General features: G+C 27.5%; 19 protein-coding genes. 6 read left to right on the top strand and 13 right to left on the bottom strand.

The annotated features are described in order from the left end of the window. A partial coding sequence (locus Q0V24_RS14640; protein ID WP_297522529.1) for an amidohydrolase occupies positions 1-1,146 on the bottom strand: 1,146 nt, incomplete at its 3' end. 32 nt (positions 1,147-1,178) lie between these two features. Continuing rightward, complete coding sequence (locus Q0V24_RS14635) at positions 1,179-2,507, bottom strand: NCS2 family permease (protein WP_297522528.1); 1,329 nt, start codon at positions 2,505-2,507, stop codon at positions 1,179-1,181. Between the two features lie 383 nt (positions 2,508-2,890). Here Q0V24_RS14635 and Q0V24_RS14630 point away from each other — a divergent pair, with 383 nt between their 5' ends. Next, the gene (locus Q0V24_RS14630; RefSeq protein WP_297522527.1) at positions 2,891-3,289 is read left to right on the top strand and encodes a YbaN family protein; all 399 of its coding nucleotides are present in this window, start codon (positions 2,891-2,893) and stop codon (positions 3,287-3,289) included. A 71-nt stretch (positions 3,290-3,360) separates the two neighbouring features. Here the strand turns inward: Q0V24_RS14630 and Q0V24_RS14625 are convergent, their stop codons facing one another. From Q0V24_RS14625 to Q0V24_RS14605, 5 genes are all read right to left on the bottom strand, one after another. Then, positions 3,361-4,668, bottom strand: coding sequence for a dicarboxylate/amino acid:cation symporter (locus Q0V24_RS14625; RefSeq protein WP_297522526.1), 1,308 nt, complete (start codon positions 4,666-4,668; stop codon positions 3,361-3,363). Between the two features lie 166 nt (positions 4,669-4,834). Then, entirely contained in the window at positions 4,835-5,272 is a 438-nt protein-coding gene (locus Q0V24_RS14620; RefSeq protein WP_297522525.1) for a hypothetical protein, read from the bottom strand. 47 nt (positions 5,273-5,319) lie between these two features. Further along, a complete protein-coding gene (locus tag Q0V24_RS14615) occupies positions 5,320-5,697 on the bottom strand; it encodes an SdpI family protein (protein WP_297522524.1) in 378 nt (125 codons plus the stop codon). A gap of 130 nt (positions 5,698-5,827) precedes the next feature. After that, positions 5,828-7,066 (bottom strand): HAMP domain-containing sensor histidine kinase, encoded by a 1,239-nt coding sequence (locus tag Q0V24_RS14610; protein WP_297522523.1) that lies wholly within the window; start codon positions 7,064-7,066, stop codon positions 5,828-5,830. A 24-nt stretch (positions 7,067-7,090) separates the two neighbouring features. Next, positions 7,091-7,783 carry a response regulator transcription factor gene (locus Q0V24_RS14605; RefSeq protein ID WP_297522522.1) on the bottom strand — a complete coding sequence of 231 codons (693 nt, stop codon included), beginning with the start codon at positions 7,781-7,783 and terminating at the stop codon, positions 7,091-7,093. A gap of 245 nt (positions 7,784-8,028) precedes the next feature. Here Q0V24_RS14605 and Q0V24_RS14600 point away from each other — a divergent pair, with 245 nt between their 5' ends. After that, complete coding sequence (locus Q0V24_RS14600) at positions 8,029-8,445, top strand: hypothetical protein (protein ID WP_297522521.1); 417 nt, start codon at positions 8,029-8,031, stop codon at positions 8,443-8,445. A gap of 64 nt (positions 8,446-8,509) precedes the next feature. Here Q0V24_RS14600 and Q0V24_RS14595 read toward each other — a convergent pair whose 3' ends face one another. Beyond that, a complete protein-coding gene (locus Q0V24_RS14595) occupies positions 8,510-9,139 on the bottom strand; it encodes a TerD family protein (protein WP_297522520.1) in 630 nt (209 codons plus the stop codon). Between the two features lie 208 nt (positions 9,140-9,347). Here Q0V24_RS14595 and Q0V24_RS14590 point away from each other — a divergent pair, with 208 nt between their 5' ends. Then, complete coding sequence (locus tag Q0V24_RS14590; RefSeq protein WP_297522519.1) at positions 9,348-11,126, top strand: hypothetical protein; 1,779 nt, start codon at positions 9,348-9,350, stop codon at positions 11,124-11,126. Positions 11,127-11,181: 55 nt separating this feature from the next. On the opposite strand, the gene Q0V24_RS14585 is transcribed toward Q0V24_RS14590, so the two are convergent. Next, complete coding sequence (locus Q0V24_RS14585) at positions 11,182-12,195, bottom strand: FUSC family protein (RefSeq protein WP_297522518.1); 1,014 nt, start codon at positions 12,193-12,195, stop codon at positions 11,182-11,184. A 222-nt stretch (positions 12,196-12,417) separates the two neighbouring features. Here Q0V24_RS14585 and Q0V24_RS14580 point away from each other — a divergent pair, with 222 nt between their 5' ends. Beyond that, positions 12,418-13,785 carry an MATE family efflux transporter gene (locus Q0V24_RS14580; RefSeq protein WP_297522517.1) on the top strand — a complete coding sequence of 456 codons (1,368 nt, stop codon included), beginning with the start codon at positions 12,418-12,420 and terminating at the stop codon, positions 13,783-13,785. Between the two features lie 42 nt (positions 13,786-13,827). Here the strand turns inward: Q0V24_RS14580 and Q0V24_RS14575 are convergent, their stop codons facing one another. Both Q0V24_RS14575 and Q0V24_RS14570 read right to left on the bottom strand, forming a co-directional pair. Beyond that, the gene (locus Q0V24_RS14575; RefSeq protein WP_297522516.1) at positions 13,828-16,380 is read right to left on the bottom strand and encodes an ABC transporter permease; all 2,553 of its coding nucleotides are present in this window, start codon (positions 16,378-16,380) and stop codon (positions 13,828-13,830) included. Continuing rightward, entirely contained in the window at positions 16,367-17,071 is a 705-nt protein-coding gene (locus Q0V24_RS14570) for an ABC transporter ATP-binding protein (protein ID WP_297522515.1), read from the bottom strand. Before Q0V24_RS14570 ends, Q0V24_RS14575 begins: the two co-directional genes overlap by 14 nt. Positions 17,072-17,367: 296 nt before the next feature. Between Q0V24_RS14570 and Q0V24_RS14565 the strand changes: the two genes are divergently transcribed. Both Q0V24_RS14565 and Q0V24_RS14560 read left to right on the top strand, forming a co-directional pair. Further along, the gene (locus Q0V24_RS14565) at positions 17,368-17,880 is read left to right on the top strand and encodes a hypothetical protein (protein ID WP_297522514.1); all 513 of its coding nucleotides are present in this window, start codon (positions 17,368-17,370) and stop codon (positions 17,878-17,880) included. A gap of 113 nt (positions 17,881-17,993) precedes the next feature. Beyond that, a complete protein-coding gene (locus tag Q0V24_RS14560; RefSeq protein ID WP_297522513.1) occupies positions 17,994-18,359 on the top strand; it encodes a CoA-binding protein in 366 nt (121 codons plus the stop codon). Between the two features lie 76 nt (positions 18,360-18,435). Here Q0V24_RS14560 and Q0V24_RS14555 read toward each other — a convergent pair whose 3' ends face one another. Then, a complete protein-coding gene (locus Q0V24_RS14555) occupies positions 18,436-18,885 on the bottom strand; it encodes a hypothetical protein (RefSeq protein WP_297522512.1) in 450 nt (149 codons plus the stop codon). Between the two features lie 253 nt (positions 18,886-19,138). After that, a partial coding sequence (locus Q0V24_RS14550; RefSeq protein WP_366938316.1) for an FtsX-like permease family protein occupies positions 19,139-20,046 on the bottom strand: 908 nt, incomplete at its 5' end.

Below are 20,046 nucleotides of genomic sequence, written 5' to 3'. Positions count from 1 at the left end.
TATATTTCTTGGATTTAAAAGTATCATATCAGCTTTTTTTTCAACTTCAAGGCTTCCTATTTTATCTTCCATAAGAGCACATTTTGCGCCATTCATTGTTGCCATCTCTAATATTTTATAAGCTGGGAGCACTTGTGGGTCTAGTGTTCTTCCCTTGTGAATAAGTGATGTAAGATACATATCTCTCATCATATCCATTCTATTATTAGATGGTGCCCCATCAGTCCCTATTGATACTGGTATTCCTTTTTCTATCATCTCTGGAATTCCTGCAAAACCAAGAACTACTTTCATAGCTGCTGCTGGATTATGTGACACTTTAACATCATTTAATCTAAATAAATCTATCTCTTTACTTGTTAACCAAACAGTATGAACTGCTAGTAAATTAGGTGAAAGAACTCCTAGATGATTTAAATGCTCTACTGTTGATAAACCATTTCTAGTTTTAGCAAAATCAATTTCATCTGCAATTTCTGCTATATGCATATGAATTCCTGTATTATACTTATCTGCAAGTTCCTTTGTCTTTACAATAATTTCATCTGAATTATTAAATATAGTTCTAAGTCCAAACCATATTTTTATTCTTTCATTTGATGTATTATTAAATTTTTCAAAAAGCTCAATTTGAGCATTTAATTCTTCTTCACAAGTTTTGTCCCAAGCACTTGGAAGTCCTATCCCTGTATCCATAACTGATTTAGCAAGGCAAGCCCTCATTCCTATCTTATCAACTGCCTCTACCATAGCATCTACATATTGTCCACCAGATTCTAAAAATGTTGTAACTCCACTTTTTATCATCTCTACACAGCAAGCAGTTGATGAAATTAATGAATCTTCATAGTCAAAACTGCTCTCATAAGGCCAAACTCTATCACGAAGCCATGTTAAAAGACTGACATCATCAGCTATCCCTCTACCAAGTTGTTGTGATAAATGCACATGTGTATTTACAAACCCCGGCATAAGAATTTTTCCTTTTGCATCATAAACTTCTGCATTATCATTTATCTCATCTTGATTTATAATTCCAATTTTTTTAATTATATTATCTTCTATAAGAATACTTCCATTCTCATAAATGTTTTTTTCTTTATCCATAGTTAGTATATAAGCATTTTTAATATATAATTGTTTCATATTTTATTACATCTCCTTAAAATCAAAATTTATTAACTAAGAACTAAATTTATAACTGATAAAAGCCCTATTATCCAAAGTGTAAAACTTATTTTTGAAGTTTCACCTGATATAACATGCATTATTATATATGAAATAAACTCAAAACATAATCCAATACTAATGCTATAAGTAAGTGGCATTAAAATAACTGTTATAAATGCTGGTATAGCACACTTGCTATCAGTAAAATCAAGACCTTTAATACTTGCAAACATAAATACTCCAACCATCACAAGTGCTGGTGAAGCCCCATAAGATGGTACTATTGCAAGAAGTGGTGTAAATAGTAATGTCACTATAAATAATAGTGATGTTATAACTGAGGCAAGGCCTGTTCTAGCCCCGGCTGCAATCCCTGCTGCTGATTCTCCAAAAGTTGTAACCGTACTTGTCCCAAGCAACCTTCCAAATAAAGTTGATATAACATCTGCATATAACATTTTTGAAAGACCTGGTATATTACCATCTTTATCCTCTAACTTCATCTGCTTACAGCATCCAATTAAAAATGCTAAAGAATCAAACATATCAATAAACATAAATGAGAAAATTGGTCCTATAAGTGAAATTTTTAAAGCTCCAATTATATCAAGTTTAAAAGCTATTGGTGCGATACTTGGTGGCATAGAAATTATTGCTGAAGGTAATTCTACAAATCCCATGCAAATTGAAATTATTGTAGTTATAACTATACTTATTAAAATTCCACCTTTTATTTTTTTAACCTCAAATGCAATCATAAGCAAAAGCCCTAAAAGTGATATTAAAACTGTTGGTGTAAAATCTGCAAGTGCTACTAAAGTATCTGGATTTGAAACTATAACTCCCATCCCTTTAAGACCTACAAAAGTCAGAAACAAGCCAATCCCAGCTGCTGATGCAATACTAAGTTCTTTTGGAATTGCTTTTGCAATATATTCTCTAGCCCCTGTAAGTGCAAGTATTAAAAAGACTATTCCTGAAATAAATACTACTCCAAGCCCCTGTGTCCAATGTATACCTTCTCCTATCACAAGCGAATATGTAAAGAATGCATTTAGTCCCATTCCTGGAGCAAGTGCAAATGGTGCATTTCCTAAAAATGCAAATATCATAGTTCCTATAGCAGTTGCAAGTATTGTAACCGTAATAAGTGCGCCCTTATCCATTCCTGCATCTGAAAGTATAGCTGGGTTAACAAATACTATATATGCCATTGTTAAAAATGTTGTTATTCCACCTATTATTTCAGTTTTTAAATTTGAACCTCTTTCTGTATACTTAAATTTTTTATCTAAAAATTTTAAATACTTGTTTTTATTTTCTTCTTTATGTATCATAATGTCCCCCTTAAAATAAAATACGAATATTAAAAGTTATTTTAATTATATTATACGTAAATATCATTCCAAATTCAATATAATTTTACATTATTTGTTTTTTTTACTATTTATTCATTTTTATATCTTTTACTACTATCTCACTCTTTATATTAGAGCACCCTAAAGTACTAATTCCCATTAAACTTGAAACTAAAACTAATATTAATTTCTTTTTCAATAGCTTCACCCCTTAAAATTTCTATTTTATGGTTTAATTGTATTTTAAAGTTATCACAAAAATATTACATAGTAAAACTAATTTTACTTTAATAACACTTTTGTATAAACCTACATAGAATACTAATAATATATAATATAATACATATACCGGAGGTATTTTAATGAATAAACTTTTCAAAATTTTTCTTCTAGGTATTGGTTTTATAAGCCTTGTCCTTGGAACTATTGGAATTATATTCCCTGTACTACCTACAACACCTTTTTTCATCCTTAGCTATATTTGCTTTTTAAAAAGCTCTGAAAAATTTAATAATTGGTTTATAAAAACTAACTTTTATAAAAAATATGTAGAGGATTTTGTTAATAAGAAAGGTATCACACTAAAAAGAAAAATTTCCATAATTATTGTTGCTGATATTTTTATAATAACTTCTATGATTATAGTTAGAAATATATATATGAATATCTTTTTGACTGGAATAATTATTTTTAAATATTGGTACTTCTTCTTTAAAATAAAAACTCTTGAAGTTCCAAATTCAAAAAAAATAAAAGACTAACTATTTATATGCAAAGAGACAACCTTGCCAACTTGTAAAATGGCATAGGTTGTCTCTTTTTTCAAAAAATATTAAACTACATTTTCTAGTTCTTCTTCCTCTACTCTATCAAAAATATCCCTATCTAAAGTACCTTCTGTAGCTGAAACTGATGTTGCTACAACTAAATCTCCAAGAACATTTGTAGATGTATTTGCTTGGTCTATAATTCTATATATTCCTGTCACAAGCCCAACAACCTCTACAGGAAGTCCCATACTTGTAATCATTGATATACCTATTAAAAGTCCAACTTGTGGAACTGCTGCACACCCTATAGATAAAAGTGTTGCTTGTAAAACTATTGATGCAAGTTGTCCAAATCCAAGTTCTACCCCTGCAACCTGTGATGCAAAAATAACTAAAGTTCCAAGAAAAATTGCTGTACCATCCATATTTGCAGTAGCACCTAGTGGCAGTACAAAGCTTGATGTTTCATCTGGAATACCTATTTTATTTTTTGCAATTTTCATTGATACAGGAAGTGCTGCCATAGATGTACATGTACTAAATGCAATAAGCCATGATTCAAAAGCCTTTTTAAAGAACTTTATAGGATTCACCTTTGCAACAAATATAAGTATTAATGTATAAACAACAGCTATATGTGTACCTGCTGCTAAATAATCTGTAAGTAAAAATTTAAATATATTTCCAAGAATTGATGTTCCATAAGTTATCATAACATTAGTCATAAGACCAAATACCCCTATAGGTGTATATAAAATTACAATATCAACAATTTTAAAAACAACATCATTTCCAAGCTCTAGACCCTCTGCAACATTTTTACCCTTTTCACCAAGGAGCATAACTGCTGCACCAACAAATAATGCAAAAACTATTATTTGAAGCATAGAACCATTTGTAAGTGATTCAAAAATATTAAGTGGAATCATATCAAGAAGTGTTTCATAAATACCCGGCATCTCTTGTACTTCGACATTAGAACTAAGACCTGTTATATCAACACCTTGCCCTGGCTTTATAATATATGCCATCATAATTCCTATTGATATAGAACACGCTGTTGTAAGTGTAAACATAACCATAGTTTTAATACCAATACTTCTAAGTTTTTTGATATCCTTAAGATTAATAACAGCTGTACTAATAGAGAAAAATACTATAGGTACTACACTCATCCTAATAAGTCTTATGAAAATATTTCCTAAAAACTCTGAAAAAATAGCTATTTGATTTATAACACCAACTTCTGTTCCCCCAATAGCGCTTAAGATAGCACCTAAAATACATCCTGTTATAAGCCCTATAAATATTTTATGATACAATTTTAGATTAAATTTCTTTTTAATAATAATGCCCCCTTTTATTATCATTTTCCAACCCCAACACTAATTATATCTATTCCATTTTATGTATTAAAATTGAATCTTTTCCATTATTATACTATATTTTTCTATATTTTCATATAATAATTTATTTTTATGCATTATTCGTAAAAATAAAAAAAGCCATGATATTTGCATATCATGGCTTTTAATACTAATCTAAGAATAATAGTGTATCTATATCCTCAGCAACATTATATTTTACAAGATTTTTTTCAACTGTTAAGTCTAAGAAATCATTTATATCATTTATTCTACTTTCTTTACTAACTTTCTCTTTTAAGTCTATAAGAATTATATGATCATTAAGGTTATGTGCAAATATAATATCTTCTACCTTTAGTCCTGCTCTAATTTCTTTTTCAATATTTTTAGCACACTCTTTATTAATTTCTACAAGAGTTGGTCTTTTATCTATATTTATATCAGCCTCATCTTCTACCATTTCAACTGAAAAAACTTTATTAAAATCTTTTTCTGCAAGTATTTCTACTTCTTTTTCTGCTTTCTTCTCACTTGAAAAAGAATTTACTATCTCAAGCTTTCCAGATTTATTTAACGCTGTTACAACAAACTTTGCCATTCTACTCATTCCTTTCAACTTTATAGTCTTGTTATTATAGCACATATAACCCAAAGCTACGAATTAGATCTACTATAAAAAGAAGTCAATTTATTTTGCACCAAGGCAATTGAAATTAATATTCCTGCTATTACAAGCAAACTTGGTCCAAATTTCAAAACATTATGTAATTGCGACCTCTTACTAAAATCTATAAAATCAAGTTTTTCTAATAAAATAAATATTATATTCAAAATAACCCCTACAATTCCAAATAATAAATAGATTTTGCCAATTAATTTTTGTGTATATTCCCAATTTTCAGGACTTCTTCTAGCATTTCTGTTTTTATATCCTATAGGATATTTTTTATTTTTTGCCACTATAAAAATATATAAAACTCCAATAATAACAAATATTATTGGAATTGCTAATATAAGATTTAATCCTATCATGCTAAACACCTCATCATTATATTACTATCTCTTATCCTAACAATCAATAACTTTTATTTAGTAGGATAAACTATAATGGCTATATCAAAATTAAGTTTGATATAGCCATTCCTTATTTACAATCATTAATCTATTTTAGAAATGATATTTCAAACTCACTCCCCCCTCTTAGTTCACTTTTAACATTTATATCACCATTTTGTGAATTAACTATTGTTTTTGCAAGATTAAGTCCTATTCCTGCACTGTCTTTTTTCTTACTTCTACTACTTTTAAAAAATCTATCGAAAATATAAGGAAGTTCATCCTCATAAATCCCTTCACCTCTATCCGTTACTATTATTCTTGTAAATATAGTTTCTTCTTTAATATATATAACTACTTCTTCACCTCTATTAGAATGTTCTATGCAATTCTTGACTATATTTCCAACCGCCTCCTGTATCCAAAAGCTATCATGCATAATAATATTTTCTGATACATTATCACTTTTAAATACTATTTCCACACCATGCTTTTTTGATATTTCACTAAGACTCTCTAATGCATTTAAAGTTGTTTTCTTCAATGATTTTTTTTCATTCTTAAATTTTATTGCACCTGCATCAAGTTTTGCAAGTTTTAAAAGATTGTCTATAAGACCCTTCATCCTAATTAGTTGTTTCTCATTACTCTCTAAGAATATAAGTTCTTTTTTTCTTTCTAAGTCTTTATTTAAAAGTATTTCATTATTAAGTATCATTGAACTAAGAGGTGTTTTAAGTTGATGTGATATATCTGATAATAAGTTTATTAAAAATTGCTTCTCCCTTTTTACATTATCAAGACTTTCAGAGATTATAGTATTTACCTTATTAAACGACATAAACAATCTTGAAATTTCTCCATCATCTATTTCAGATATTCTAAAATCTGTTTTTTTATCAATTAAAGCACTTACCCATTTTTCAACCTTCATAAGTTTTTTATAAATCCTCACGTGACTTCTATAGTTTAAAAATAATATTAAAACTCCTAATAATATTAATATCAAATTAAATGAAACTATACCATTTTTTAGACTTATTGTCTCATTAAAAATTCTTGCATTTATATTTTCATCATATTTATACTTATCTAAAATTACCTTACCTTGCGTTATTTTCTCTTGACTACTCTTACCTATAACAGATTTAACAATCTCACTCTCCATACTCGGCATTTCTGCTAAAAGTGAGCCTACAACTTTTTGCTGACCTTCAATATATGCATTTCTAACCATCTTATTATTACTCATAAATATTATATTCATTATTAATACAAAAAATATGATAGCTACTATTAAAATCTTATTTGATTTCTTTAACTCATAATTATCTAAATACTCCAATTTTTTAATCCCCCATATAACAAATTATCTATTTATAACACTCTCACTCCAGACATAACCTAATCCTCTTTTAGTAACTATATAAGCTGGATTTGCACTATCAATTTCAATTTTCTCTCTAAGCCTTCTTATATATACGGCAAGTGTTTTATCATCTATAAGCGAGGCATCAAACTCATATAACTTGTCTAATATTTGTTCCTTACTCAATACATTAAGTGGATTATTTATAAATATTAAAAGTAACTTATATTCCTGCGAACTTAAAGCTAAAAATTCCTTATTTAAACTTACTTCACTAAGTTTTACATTTACCTCTATCTCTCCACTTTTTAAAAGACCATTAAACTCTATATCCTTTTTCCATCTTCTCATATTTACCTTCATTCTTGTTATAAGTTCTTTTGCTCTAAAAGGTTTTGTTATATAGTCATCTGCACCTATCTCAAGCCCTAAAACAATATTGACCTCATCATCACAAGCTGTTAAAAATATTATTGGAACTTCACTCTTTTTCCTAATTTCTTTACATACTTCATATCCACTGCCATCTGGTAGCATTACATCTAATAATATTAAATTATACTCATCACTAAATTTTGCTTTAGCTTCTTTTATTGTCGCAACTCTATCTACATCAAATCCCTCTTCTTCTAAATTAAACTCTATAGCCATTGCAAGTGCATCATCATCTTCTAATAATAAAACTTTACTCATTTCTAATCCCCCATAAAATCATAAATTCAATAATTTCTTTTATTATAATGATACCAAATATTTCTTTTTCTTTCTTTTAAAACAAATTAAATTAACAAAATTTATAAATACCATACATCTAAATTGTATATTTACCCATTTTATATTTTGTTAGCTAACTAACTTTTCCATAGAATTATATCTTTTCTTATGTTATAATAATAATTATTACTAAAGAGAAAATATTAATAAAGGCGGTATTAAAAATGAATCCTATAGTTATCCCACTTATTTTAATAATGTCACTTGCAATTGTTCTTTATACAATTGGAACTTTTACAGGAATAAAAGATAAATCATTCACTAAAAAACATGTTATTTTATTCCATAGTGCTGTATTGCTTACTATTATTGGATTATTCTACATGAGCGGAATATCATCAAAAATAAGTTATGCAGATGTTTCATATAAAATGATGAATATACATACAGGACTTGGTTATCTTGCTGTTATAATTCTTATTATTCATGCAATAATAGTAACTATAATGAAAAGAAAACTTTCAAATAGTCGTACAAGCCTTGGAAAAGGATTTAATACATTTAGCTTTATACTTTGGCTTATTTGCATAATTTTATATTTAATAACTTTTTATATAGGAATTATGGCTGGAATGAATTAATAAATTATATAAAAAAATGGGAACTATCAAATAAATTTTTGATAGTTCCCATTTTACTTAAGTCTTAAATAAATATTGAAAGAACATTATTTAAATCTGCTATTTTACCCTCTCCAATAGCTTTAAAGTTCCAATCAGTACCTATTTTAACTAACTCTGCAAATATCATTGTTGTAGCTGTTGATGCATCTTCTTTAAGAATAAATCTACATAGCTCTGTACCATTCTCTTCATTAGTCAATCTAATGTATGAATGATTAACCATTCCAAATGTTTGTCTTTTTTGCATTGCTTCATGAATATCTATTATAAAGACTATCTTTGCAACATCAGATCTAATTTGAGTTAAGTTAATTCTTATCTCTTCATCATCCCCTGCGCCAGCTCCTGTTCTGTTATCTCCACCAAGTTGAATACCTTGACCAACTTTATTGTTAAAGAATATAACATCACTTCCACCATTTTGTAACTTCCCATTTGCATTTAATAATAATGCTGATATATCTAAATCAAATGAGCTTCCACCATTTGAAACATCCCATCCTGCACCAAGTAAAACCTTTGTAAGACCTGGCTCTCTCTTAGTTAAATCGATTATATCATTTTTTTGCATATTTAATATTCCACCCATTTGTGGTTGTTGCATTTGTTGTCCTTGCATTGGATTAAATCCACCGCCTAAATTAATTCCCATATCTGTTCTCCTTTTCACTTCTTTTTATTTAAGAATATACTTAATTTTAACACTAAAGCTTTTTTATTACTATAACTCTAATATACGCCTTTTTAAGAAGAATTAATACTTCTAATTAGTTCTAACCTATTTATATATACTTCCCTAAACATATATTTGTCATACTTTAGTTATATAATATTCATATAATAATTTAAAGGAGATACTAATGAAGAAAAAAATATTATTTATACTTATATGGTTACTAGCAATTATTATAGCAATTTCTATCTATCTTTTTGCTTCAAAACCTCAAAAGAAACCATACATACAAACTAACTTCCAATACAACGGAGTTATTGGAATAAGCCCAAGCAAAGATATGGGTGAATCACGCAATAATGTTACTATTACTGATACAAATATTATAAACTCTGATGGTATAAAAACTTATATCGGAAAAGATATAGTTTCAAGTATTTATTCAAGTGATATAAATGGCTTTATCTCACAAAAAGATTTTACCGATGGCTTAACACAATATCAACAGTTACTTTTTACACCTGTAAATGGAAAAACTGAAAAACTAACTAGCTTTTTATCAGATATCACTTCATATGCTATTATTGGTGATTGGGTTTACTATACTTATAAACCTACTTTATCAAGTACAAGCCTTGATTGTGTTAATGTAAAAACAAAACAAGATTTTAATTTATCTAATAATTATAAAGATGGAGAGATTGAAGGTAACTACTATGAGTTCACAGATGAAGAAAAAAGCAATTATAAAATAGCTCTAAATGGTGCTGTTATTTATAATACTGATAACACTAATATGCTTATACCTTGTGGACAGAACTCTATATATGCTGTTCAAATGGATAATGGTTCATTATTTAGAATAAATCTTAAAACTAAAGAAAAGAAAAAATTAGATATTACAGGGACATCTATCGAACAATCTGTTGTAAAAGATAATTCAGTAGTTTTAAAAATTACTGGTTACAAAGAAAATAGTTCAGCCGTATATTTATTAAGTGATGAATCTATTTCAGATTTAAAACTATCATCATCAAAAACTAATATACATAGTATTCCAAATTCTGATAGAATACTTATTTCTACTGCTAGTGATGATTTTAAAACAACAGATTTAAAAATTATTAATGCTAATACTTTAGATGTAAATACACTTAAACCACTTACTATATATGCCTCAGATAGTGTTATAACTAATAACTACTTATACTATACTGATAAATCAAACCTATATAAAGTTTCTTTGTCAGACTCTAAATCTACTTTAGTATCAAGTTCTATAATGCCTACTACTCATTTATTTAAGCTAGGTAATAACATTGCATACTTTGATAAGAATAAAATTTTATATATTTCTGATAAAAAAATTAACCTTACAGATATTCAAAATATTCATGTATCTGGCAATGACCTAATTATCCTTGCTAATAATAAAATTTATTCTTGCAATCAAAATGGGGACCTTAAAATCATGGTTTCTGATTTGAATTTATATAAAGAAATTAATTTATTTAATCCTTATGGTTCTCCTGTTAACGTATCATTAAGTTCTAATCAACCACTTTTAAAAGAACTTAGTAAAAACATTTGGGTACTTGATAAAAGTACAGGACCTTTTGACTCTTTACAGGTTCACTTCCAAAAGAGTCCATTTGATTATAATAATCCTACGTTTGCAAATGATGTAACATTTACTGTAGGTACTACACAGGCATCTATACAATATAATAATGCCTATATTGAAAATAATAAGATAACCATTCCATCAGCAAATGGTGATGGTAACTCTGTATTACTTAGAAAACTATTTGATAGTATAATGATCTCAGATCCATCAGGTCTTAACTTAGCTTATTTACACCTATTTTTAAATACTAAAGGACAACTTGTCATTAATAACTATGTATTTAATAAAGGTCCTGTATTTAAGAATTCAAATTCTGATAATGATCATTCTAATTTTTAATTAAACAAAAAGGATATTTCAAATTTAAAAATTTGAAATATCCTTTTTTTCTCTTCTAAAATGCTTCTTTTAAAACTTTTCTACTAATATAAGATTCAATACTCTTACTAATAATTATTGATACTACTATTGCAATAACTGCAAAAATTATTCTTTGACTTAATACATATAAATTTATATCACCAAAATACTTTCCTATCTCTGTCATACTAAGTGCAAACATTATCCCGCCCATAGCTCTAACTCTTGGCTTTTTAGAACTTAGGAAATAATAGAATCCCATTCCCATAATCCCCATTCTAACTGGATATAATGGTACTATTGTGACAATTATTAAAAGTCTTACTACACCCATTAAACTTCCAATTATAATATCTTTATCTATCCCTTTATTTAAACCTATGTATGGATAAAACATTGCTATTACCCCAAATAATATCCAATCTCCATATGGTAAATTAAATAAATGAATTATAAATGATATAACTGAAACTAATATTGCTATCTTTACTGAAAATACTAATTTCTCTTTATTTGAACTACTATCATCTTCGATTTTAAATCCTTTAATAAAATCATCTATAGTTCTTATACTATTTCTTTTGTTGCTAATATTTTCACTAATAGCTTTAATACCACATGCAATTGCTATTGCTACTGTAATACCTATATAACTTGGAATCACCCTGCTTATATTATCATTAAAAGTAAATGAAATAATATATATAAATAAAAGTGGTAGATACATCTGTAGCTTTAAATACTTAATACTTGAGTAAATAAGAATACTTATCCATACTAAATTTATACAAAATTCTAAATATATATTAAAATTCCCTATATACCCTAAAATTATAGATGGAATAATAAGTCCAAGCATCTTTAATATATTTTTATACATTCCTTTTTTATTATCCATCATAAATATTAGAAATAAAGTCATCATACCCATCATAACAAAACTTCTTCCACCATTTCCAAATAGTACACTTGATACATATATAAATATAGCAACTATCGAGAATGCTAAAATAAATCTTATAATATTATTTTTATTATTTTTAATCATATCTCCCTCTCTTTTCAATAATTATATTTATTTAATAATTATTATCCATTAAGTATACTATAATATATTCTCAGTCTTTTTTCAATAGATAATCATTTTTAATTAGCTTTTAATTTCTATATTAATCTTTATATACCATAACTCACCTAGCTTATTAGACACTTAGTTGTAAAACTAATTTGTTATACTAAAAAAATATCTAAAAATATTTGGAGGGACAAAATGAGTAGAGAATATCTTTTATCAAAAGAAAAAATTTCAAAATCAGTATTAAAAATTAGTACACCATCTGCAATATCAACCTTATCTTCCGTAATATATAGCATAATAAATACTATATTTATAGGTAGATATGTTGGTGTTGTTGGAATAGCTGCAATATCAATTTATTTACCAGTCCAAATGCTAATAGTTGCAATATCAGCACTTTTTGCATCTGGGATAGGTTCATTAATATCAAGAATGCTTGGTAGAAAAGATGAATTATCTGCTACTAAATCACTTGGTACACTTGTATGTATAACTGCTACCGTAAGTATTCTAGTATCTATTATAGGCGTTATATTTGCACCATTTATTGTACATATATTTGGAGCACAGGGAGATGTTTTAGCCTACGCAAGCTCATATGGAAGAATAATGTTTATAGGAACTTTATTTTATCCCTCATGCGTTGCTGCTACAAGTGCAATAAGATCACTAGGAGATACTAAATTTTATATGAGAGGTACTTTAATAAGTGTTGTTGCTAATATAGTTTTTGACATATTATTTATTGTAATTCTTGGATATGGCGTTATGGGGGCAGCACTTGCGACTGTTTTATCAAAATTTATAAACTTTGTATACATAGCATATTATTTTAAATATAAATCACCAATTAAAATTAAATTAGAATACATAAAATACAATCTAAAAATTATGAGAGAATCACTTCCAATTGGAATTTCAACATTTATAAATGAATTTACAGGAAGTATGGCTATAATGCTCCTTAATAGAGATTTATATGCCCTTGGTGGAAATTATGTTATAGCTGTCTATGGAATAGTCTTTAAACTAACATCATTTATCCAAAGACTTGTAGCTGGATTCTCAAGAGGAACTCAGCCACTTATAGGATTTAATACCGGTGCAAAAAATCAAGAAAGAGTTATGGGAACTTTAAAATGGGGAATTATTTACTCTACTATTCTAGCAGCAGTAATGACTGTTATAATGATTATATTCTCAAAATATTTTATGGCACTTTTTACAGATAGTAATGATCTTATACAATATGGTGAGGGAGTTCTTATAATTGCCTTGCTAGGTTCACCACTGCTTGGACTTTATTTTATATCAATTACCTATTTCAAAGCAGTTGGAAAAGCAAAAGAAGCTATTATACTCTCTTTATTTAGAAGAGTAATTTTCTTTATTCCATTCTTATATATTCTACCTTATACACTAGGACTTGGACTTATGGGGATATGGATTACACTTCCATTATCAAACCTACTTTCAGCCATTGTAAGTGGAATATTATTATTTAGAGAATTTAAAAAATCAAAATCTTTAGCTAATAAAAAAACTGTGCAAACTACATAAAAACTGCCTGTGAGTTTTATAACTTACAGGCAGTTTTTTTAATTATTCACCTTTTAAATCTTCTATTATTGTCGCTTTATCAAGTTTTCTAAGTGGTAAAAGTGAAGATAGTACTCCAACTACTGTTGCAATTAAAACTACTATAGCTATAATTTCAAAATTAGGATTAAATATCATTCCCATTCCCATTGCCTGTTTCATTAGCATATGAAGCATATAATTTATAGTACCTCCGACTCCTACTCCATACATAGCACTTATTCCACCATACATAAGCCCTTCTTTTAAAACCATATTTCTAATTTCTTTTTTACTCATTCCTATAGCCCTAAGCGCTGCTAGTTCTGATTTTCTAAAAAGAATATTAGTTGACATTGTATTAAAGATATTAGTACAACTTATAAGTGTTATTACAGTTATAAATCCATAAATTAAGAATTCTATTTGTTTCATAAACTGTGCATTTTCTTCTAACATTTCTTTTTCATTAAATAACTTTATATTATATTCTTTTGCTATTGTATCAACCTGTGCTTTAATTTTTTCATAACCTTTATCATCAAGTTTATCATCAATATCTAAAATTAGTTCATCTGTTCCTAGCATATACTCAAAGGATTCTCTTCTCTCCTCATTAACCCCTTTAGCTACCTCCTTAAAATTATCATAATCTACTATAAATTCTACCTGATCAAATAACTTTTGCGGAAGTTCTGATACTATTGCTACTACCTCATACTCAAGAGTATTTTCTTTAGTATATATATAATCATCACCCTCACCTGTATGCTCCTCATTTAATGTTTTGTTTATATATAAAGAATCTCCAACTTTATGCTTATAAAGACTTCCTTTATATTTATCACCTGAACCATTTCCATAATATAAACTATCTGAAACAATTATAATTCCATTGTTTTTCTCCATATATTCTTTATCAATTTTCCCATCAATAATATACTTATTTAAAAGGTCCACTGTATTATCATTTAACTTAGTGGCTTGAATATCAGCATCCATCATCATAGTATAACCACTTTTTTTTGAATATCTCTCCATAAGTAAATGATCATCTACTACATTAGTTTTCACTTGATTATCTTTTGCTATAACACTTACTAATCCATTTGCTCGTCCCATTGACTCATAAACTTTTACATTTTCAATCTTTTGAAGCCCTTCAACAAATCCATTTATTTTTTCTTGAGGCTCATTATGAACATACACTGACATATCATGAGTTTCCATAGTTGCATCTGTATAACCTAACATATCATTTTTGACAGTTTTCATATAAGATGCAAAAACTATAATCATTATCATACAAATACTAAGTGATAAAACTGTTGCTACATATCTTTTTTTGTTTCTTTTTATATTTCTATAAGCCATGATAGTTCTAATTCCACAGAATTTTTCTACTATACTAAATCTTTTTCTTTTTATATTTTCTTTTTTAATATTTTTTCTATTATCAATTGCCTCAACTGCTGAAACTTTACTAATCTCTCTAGCTGGAAGAAGTGCTGAAAAGTATGTTGTAACAAGCCCAAGCACGCCTGCTATTGCATATATCCACCAATCAAACTGTATGGCTATTGATAAATATGAAGCTCCACTTAAATGTTTTAAAACTTTTTCTATTACAATAATTGCAACCGTTCCAAAGAAAAGTCCAAAAGGAATTGCAATTGCTGCTATAATATTAGCTTCTTTTAAAATCATCTTTTTAAGTTGCTTTGATGTTGCACCTATAGCCTTTAAAAGTCCAAATTCCTTCATTCTAGAAACTATACTTATATAAAAAGCATTTCTTATAACTAAAACTGTGCATATCACAACCATAGATATTATTATAGCTGCCATAAATCCCATTGCTAAATTTCTACTTGTATCTGTACTTGCACCAAGATAATTAAGCAAATATCTATTTTCAGTTGATTCAGCACTTGTCATAGAAGCTAACTCATCAATTGTTTCTCTTATCGCTGTATTTTTAGCTTTAAAAGCAGTAAATCTACTTGCTGGACTTAAATCATCATTATATAAAACTGCTGTTCCAGCTTTTATCCTAAAATAGTCATTTTGCTCATCAATTAATCCTACTATTGTATATTCATTTTTCTTTCCATCAACTTCAATGGTAATTTTCTCCCCTATATCTTTAAGTAGTTCATCTGCTCTCATAGTTTCAATTACTACTTCTTTATCATTTTCTGCAAATCTTCCATTTTCTAAATCAAACGGAAAAAGGTCCTGTGAATCTTTGCTCATTTCCTTTACAACCATCTTCACATCATACTTAGCACCCTCAACCATGCCTTCTTCTGTTATATTATTTAATATACCTACTTGTTCTACACCTAAATGCATACTCATTTTATCATAATCTTCTTTTGATAGACCTCCAAATCCAATATGGTAATCACCACTTTTATCTATTTCTCTATCAAGAAATGTTTGATGAATTCCTCTTACAAAAAGCATTATAGATGTCATAAGTGCAACTGATAAAATTATTCCACATATAGTTAGAATAGTTCTCCCTTTGTTCTCTACTAAATATTTTTTTGTTATATCCTTATAAGTTTTCAAGGCTCACCACACCTTTCTTACATGCTATTTTAACAATCTCTCCATCCTCAATTGTAATAACTTTATCTGCTTTTTCTGCAATCTTTAAATCATGAGTTATTACTATAAGTGTTTGATTATACTTTTTACTTGTAATTTGTAAAAGCTCTATAATCTCCTTACTTGTCTTTGAATCAAGATTTCCTGTTGGCTCATCTGCAAGGATTATTCCTGGCTTATTTATAAGACTTCTAGCAATAGATACTCTTTGCTGTTGTCCCCCTGATAACTCTGCTGGAATATGCTTTCTTCTTTTATCAAGCCCTAGAATCTTTAAAATCTCTTCAAAATAACTCTCATCAACTTTTTTACTATCAAGAAGAACCGGAACTTTTATATTTTCCTCTACATTTAATATTGGAATAAGATTAAAGAATTGAAAGACAAAGCCTATACTTCTTCTTCTAAAAATAGCAAGATTATCATCTTTCAGTTTTAAAATATCTTCATTTTCGATTATTATCTCACCACTTGTAGCTCTATCAAGTCCTCCTAAAAGATGTAATAGTGTTGACTTTCCAGAACCTGATTCTCCAACTATCGCAACAAATTCTCCCTTTTCTATATTAAAATTAATATTTTTTAAAGCATCTACTCTACTCTCACCTTTTCCATAAACCTTACTTAAATTTCTAACTTCTAAAACATTCATATTTTTTCCCCCTCATAATTTCAAAAATCTATATATTTATCTTAAAATTTCTATATTACAACTAACATCACTCGAATATTACAGTTTTGTAATATTACATCTTGCTTCTATTCTAAATTAATAAATTAAACTAGATATTAAAATCATTTTATTAAAGAATAAACTTATTTAAAGAATAGAATTTTATATGTATTTATCATTTTTTTATTTTTGTTAATCTTTTGTTAATATTCCGACTAAATTCCTGTTATCATAAAACTTGGACTATAAATAAAATACTAAAGGAGGGCTTTATCATGTCAAATGGACACAGCGCCGAAAAAATGATAAAACTTGGTACAAGCGAGCATTCAGCAACTAAACTTGTAGAATACCCAACATGCCATATAGCAGTTAGAGATTTTGTAAAGGCTGGACTTCCTAGCGAAGATGGAGATGGAACAGATAACATAAACTACTTTATAGCTAAACATATCTCTTTAAAAGAGAAAATTAATATTCCAACAGTAAACATATTTTCACTTGGAATTTCTATTATCGTATTCTTAGCATCAATATTATTAGTTTTATCACAACTAGCAATATTCAATCAAAGTATGACAATAGAAATTCTAAGTAAATTCAACCTTGCAATAGTAAACTTTGATTTATTAATAATAGCTTTATCCGTTGCATTCTTTGCAATTTCAGGATATTTAATACTTCTTATATGGAGAAAAATGCTTTCAAGAAAAGATTTAATCCTTGAAAGAGATTGCCATAACAACATAGTTTTAGCTCTGCAAACAATCAAAGCTAATCAAAACTAATACATAGAACACCTTTTACTTGGGTGTTCTTTTTTTATATTGAATTGTAAATTTCTCTTTGGTAAAGACTATAATAATAGTACACAAAGATTTTTTTAAAGGAGTACAAATTTATGGATGCGAATTACTTAATTTCAAATTTAAAAAACTGGGTTGTAATAGGTGATGTTCTAAATGAGAGTAAATATGCTAGTAAAATTCTTAGAAAGTTTAAAGAACACTCTTATACAGTATCAGGTGTTCATCCTCGTGGTGGAGATAATATATATACAAACTTATCACAAGTTCCATATAAAATAGAAGCTATAGACCTTTGTATAAATTCGATTAAAGGACTTGAATACTTAAAAGAAGCTAAAATCCTTGATATAAAATATGTTTTGATACAACCTGGTGCTTCTAGCGACGAAATTATAGAATACTGTAAGGAAAATAATATAACAGTTGTTCTAGAATGTGCACTTATATCACTTGGCTAATAGTTTTCTTATTCTTTTTATATACACATAGTAAAAAGTCACCTACTTTTTAATTTTTAGTAGGTGACTTTTAATATTAAAATTCTATATTATTTTTTCTACACCAAGCTTTTGCAATGACCTCTTCTGTATCATCTCTAAAGTCATACCATTCATTAAGCTGACCCTTTTCTTTTATGATATCTATAATATCTCTAGCCTGAAAATTCTCTAGCTCTTTTCTTTTAACACTTCCATCATTTAATGATAAAAGAAACTCTATCATCATATCTTCTTCTCTCATCTCTTCCTTTGTTGGAAGCTGTATGTACTCACTAGGATTTTCTCTAAAATCATATAATGCTTCTATAAGTTCCTTCTCCCAATCTTCAAAATCATTTATTCTAGCAAAATCGTCTGCACTATATCCTGCACTTTCCTTATCTTCAACATAGATTATAATACCTGTTTTTTTATTATAATAATGATTTAACGACTCATTCTCAAACTCAATTGATTCTATTACATCTTCTAAATTAACTTTCATTCTAAAATCCTCTCTTTCGTTTATATTAAGTATTATTGACACTTAACTTCATATTTAATACTCTAACTCATAACAAATAAAAGATTAGAATTAAAAATAATCCTAATCTTATTAGTTCTAAATTATAAGTATTCTTTTTACTATACTAATTATAACATCTCTAATTAATTAAAACTCTACATATAAACTAAAATACTATATTCATCAAAATTATTATAGCTGAAAACACAATTATGTCATTGCACATTAAATTTTATTTAACTATTTTATAATAAACCCTTGATGTTATTTGATAAACCAAAATATAAACTGCTAAAAATACTAGTACCGTTCCTATTATTACAATTTTAAATAATTCAATATCTCTAAGATTTAGCATATATAACATCTTTTCAATTGATGGATATGCAAATAAAAGATGTATACTTGCAACTATTACTGGTGATAAAAATACCATTGAAACTTGTTTTTTTATAATTCCTTTTATCTCATTATCATCTAGCCCAACTTTTTTCATTATTTCAAATCTTTCCTTATCATCATAGCCTTCACTTATTTGCTTATAATAAATTATAAGTATAGTTGCTGCTAAAAATACTATTCCTATTAGTATTCCTATAAATAAAAAGCCTCCATATACACTATCAAAATCTCTTCTATCCGCTTCTTTCTCTTTTAAAATATATTTTAGATTGTTTTTTGAAAGTTCCTTTTTTAAATTTTCACTTATCATACTAATATCAGCCTTATTATTTAGATTAAAGCTAATATTATAAGATAAACTATCTGTAAAACTTGAACTCTCTGGTGTTTCAATTAATGAATTTTTCTCTATATCTATGTTTTCTAAAAGTTTATTTACGATTTTCATCTGACTATCATTAACCTCATTAAGAGTTATATTAATATCACCTTTATACGCCTCATTAAAATACTGTTCACTTCCCATATAAAGAGATAAAGTTGTTGATACTGCAATTATTACAGCTGTACTTAGAATACATATATTAGCAAGTCCTACTGCATTTCTTTTCATTCTATAAATCATAACCGATATAGAAATAAAGTTATTGGTTTTATAATATATACTCTTTCTATTTTTTAGAAATTTTAATATTGCAATGCTCCCTGACATAAATAGTGTATATGTTCCTATCATTA

The sequence above is a fragment of the uncultured Clostridium sp. genome, from assembly GCF_947039605.1.
Lineage (GTDB): Bacteria > Bacillota > Clostridia > Clostridiales > Clostridiaceae > Sarcina.
This window is presented reverse-complemented; position numbering and strand designations above follow the sequence as displayed.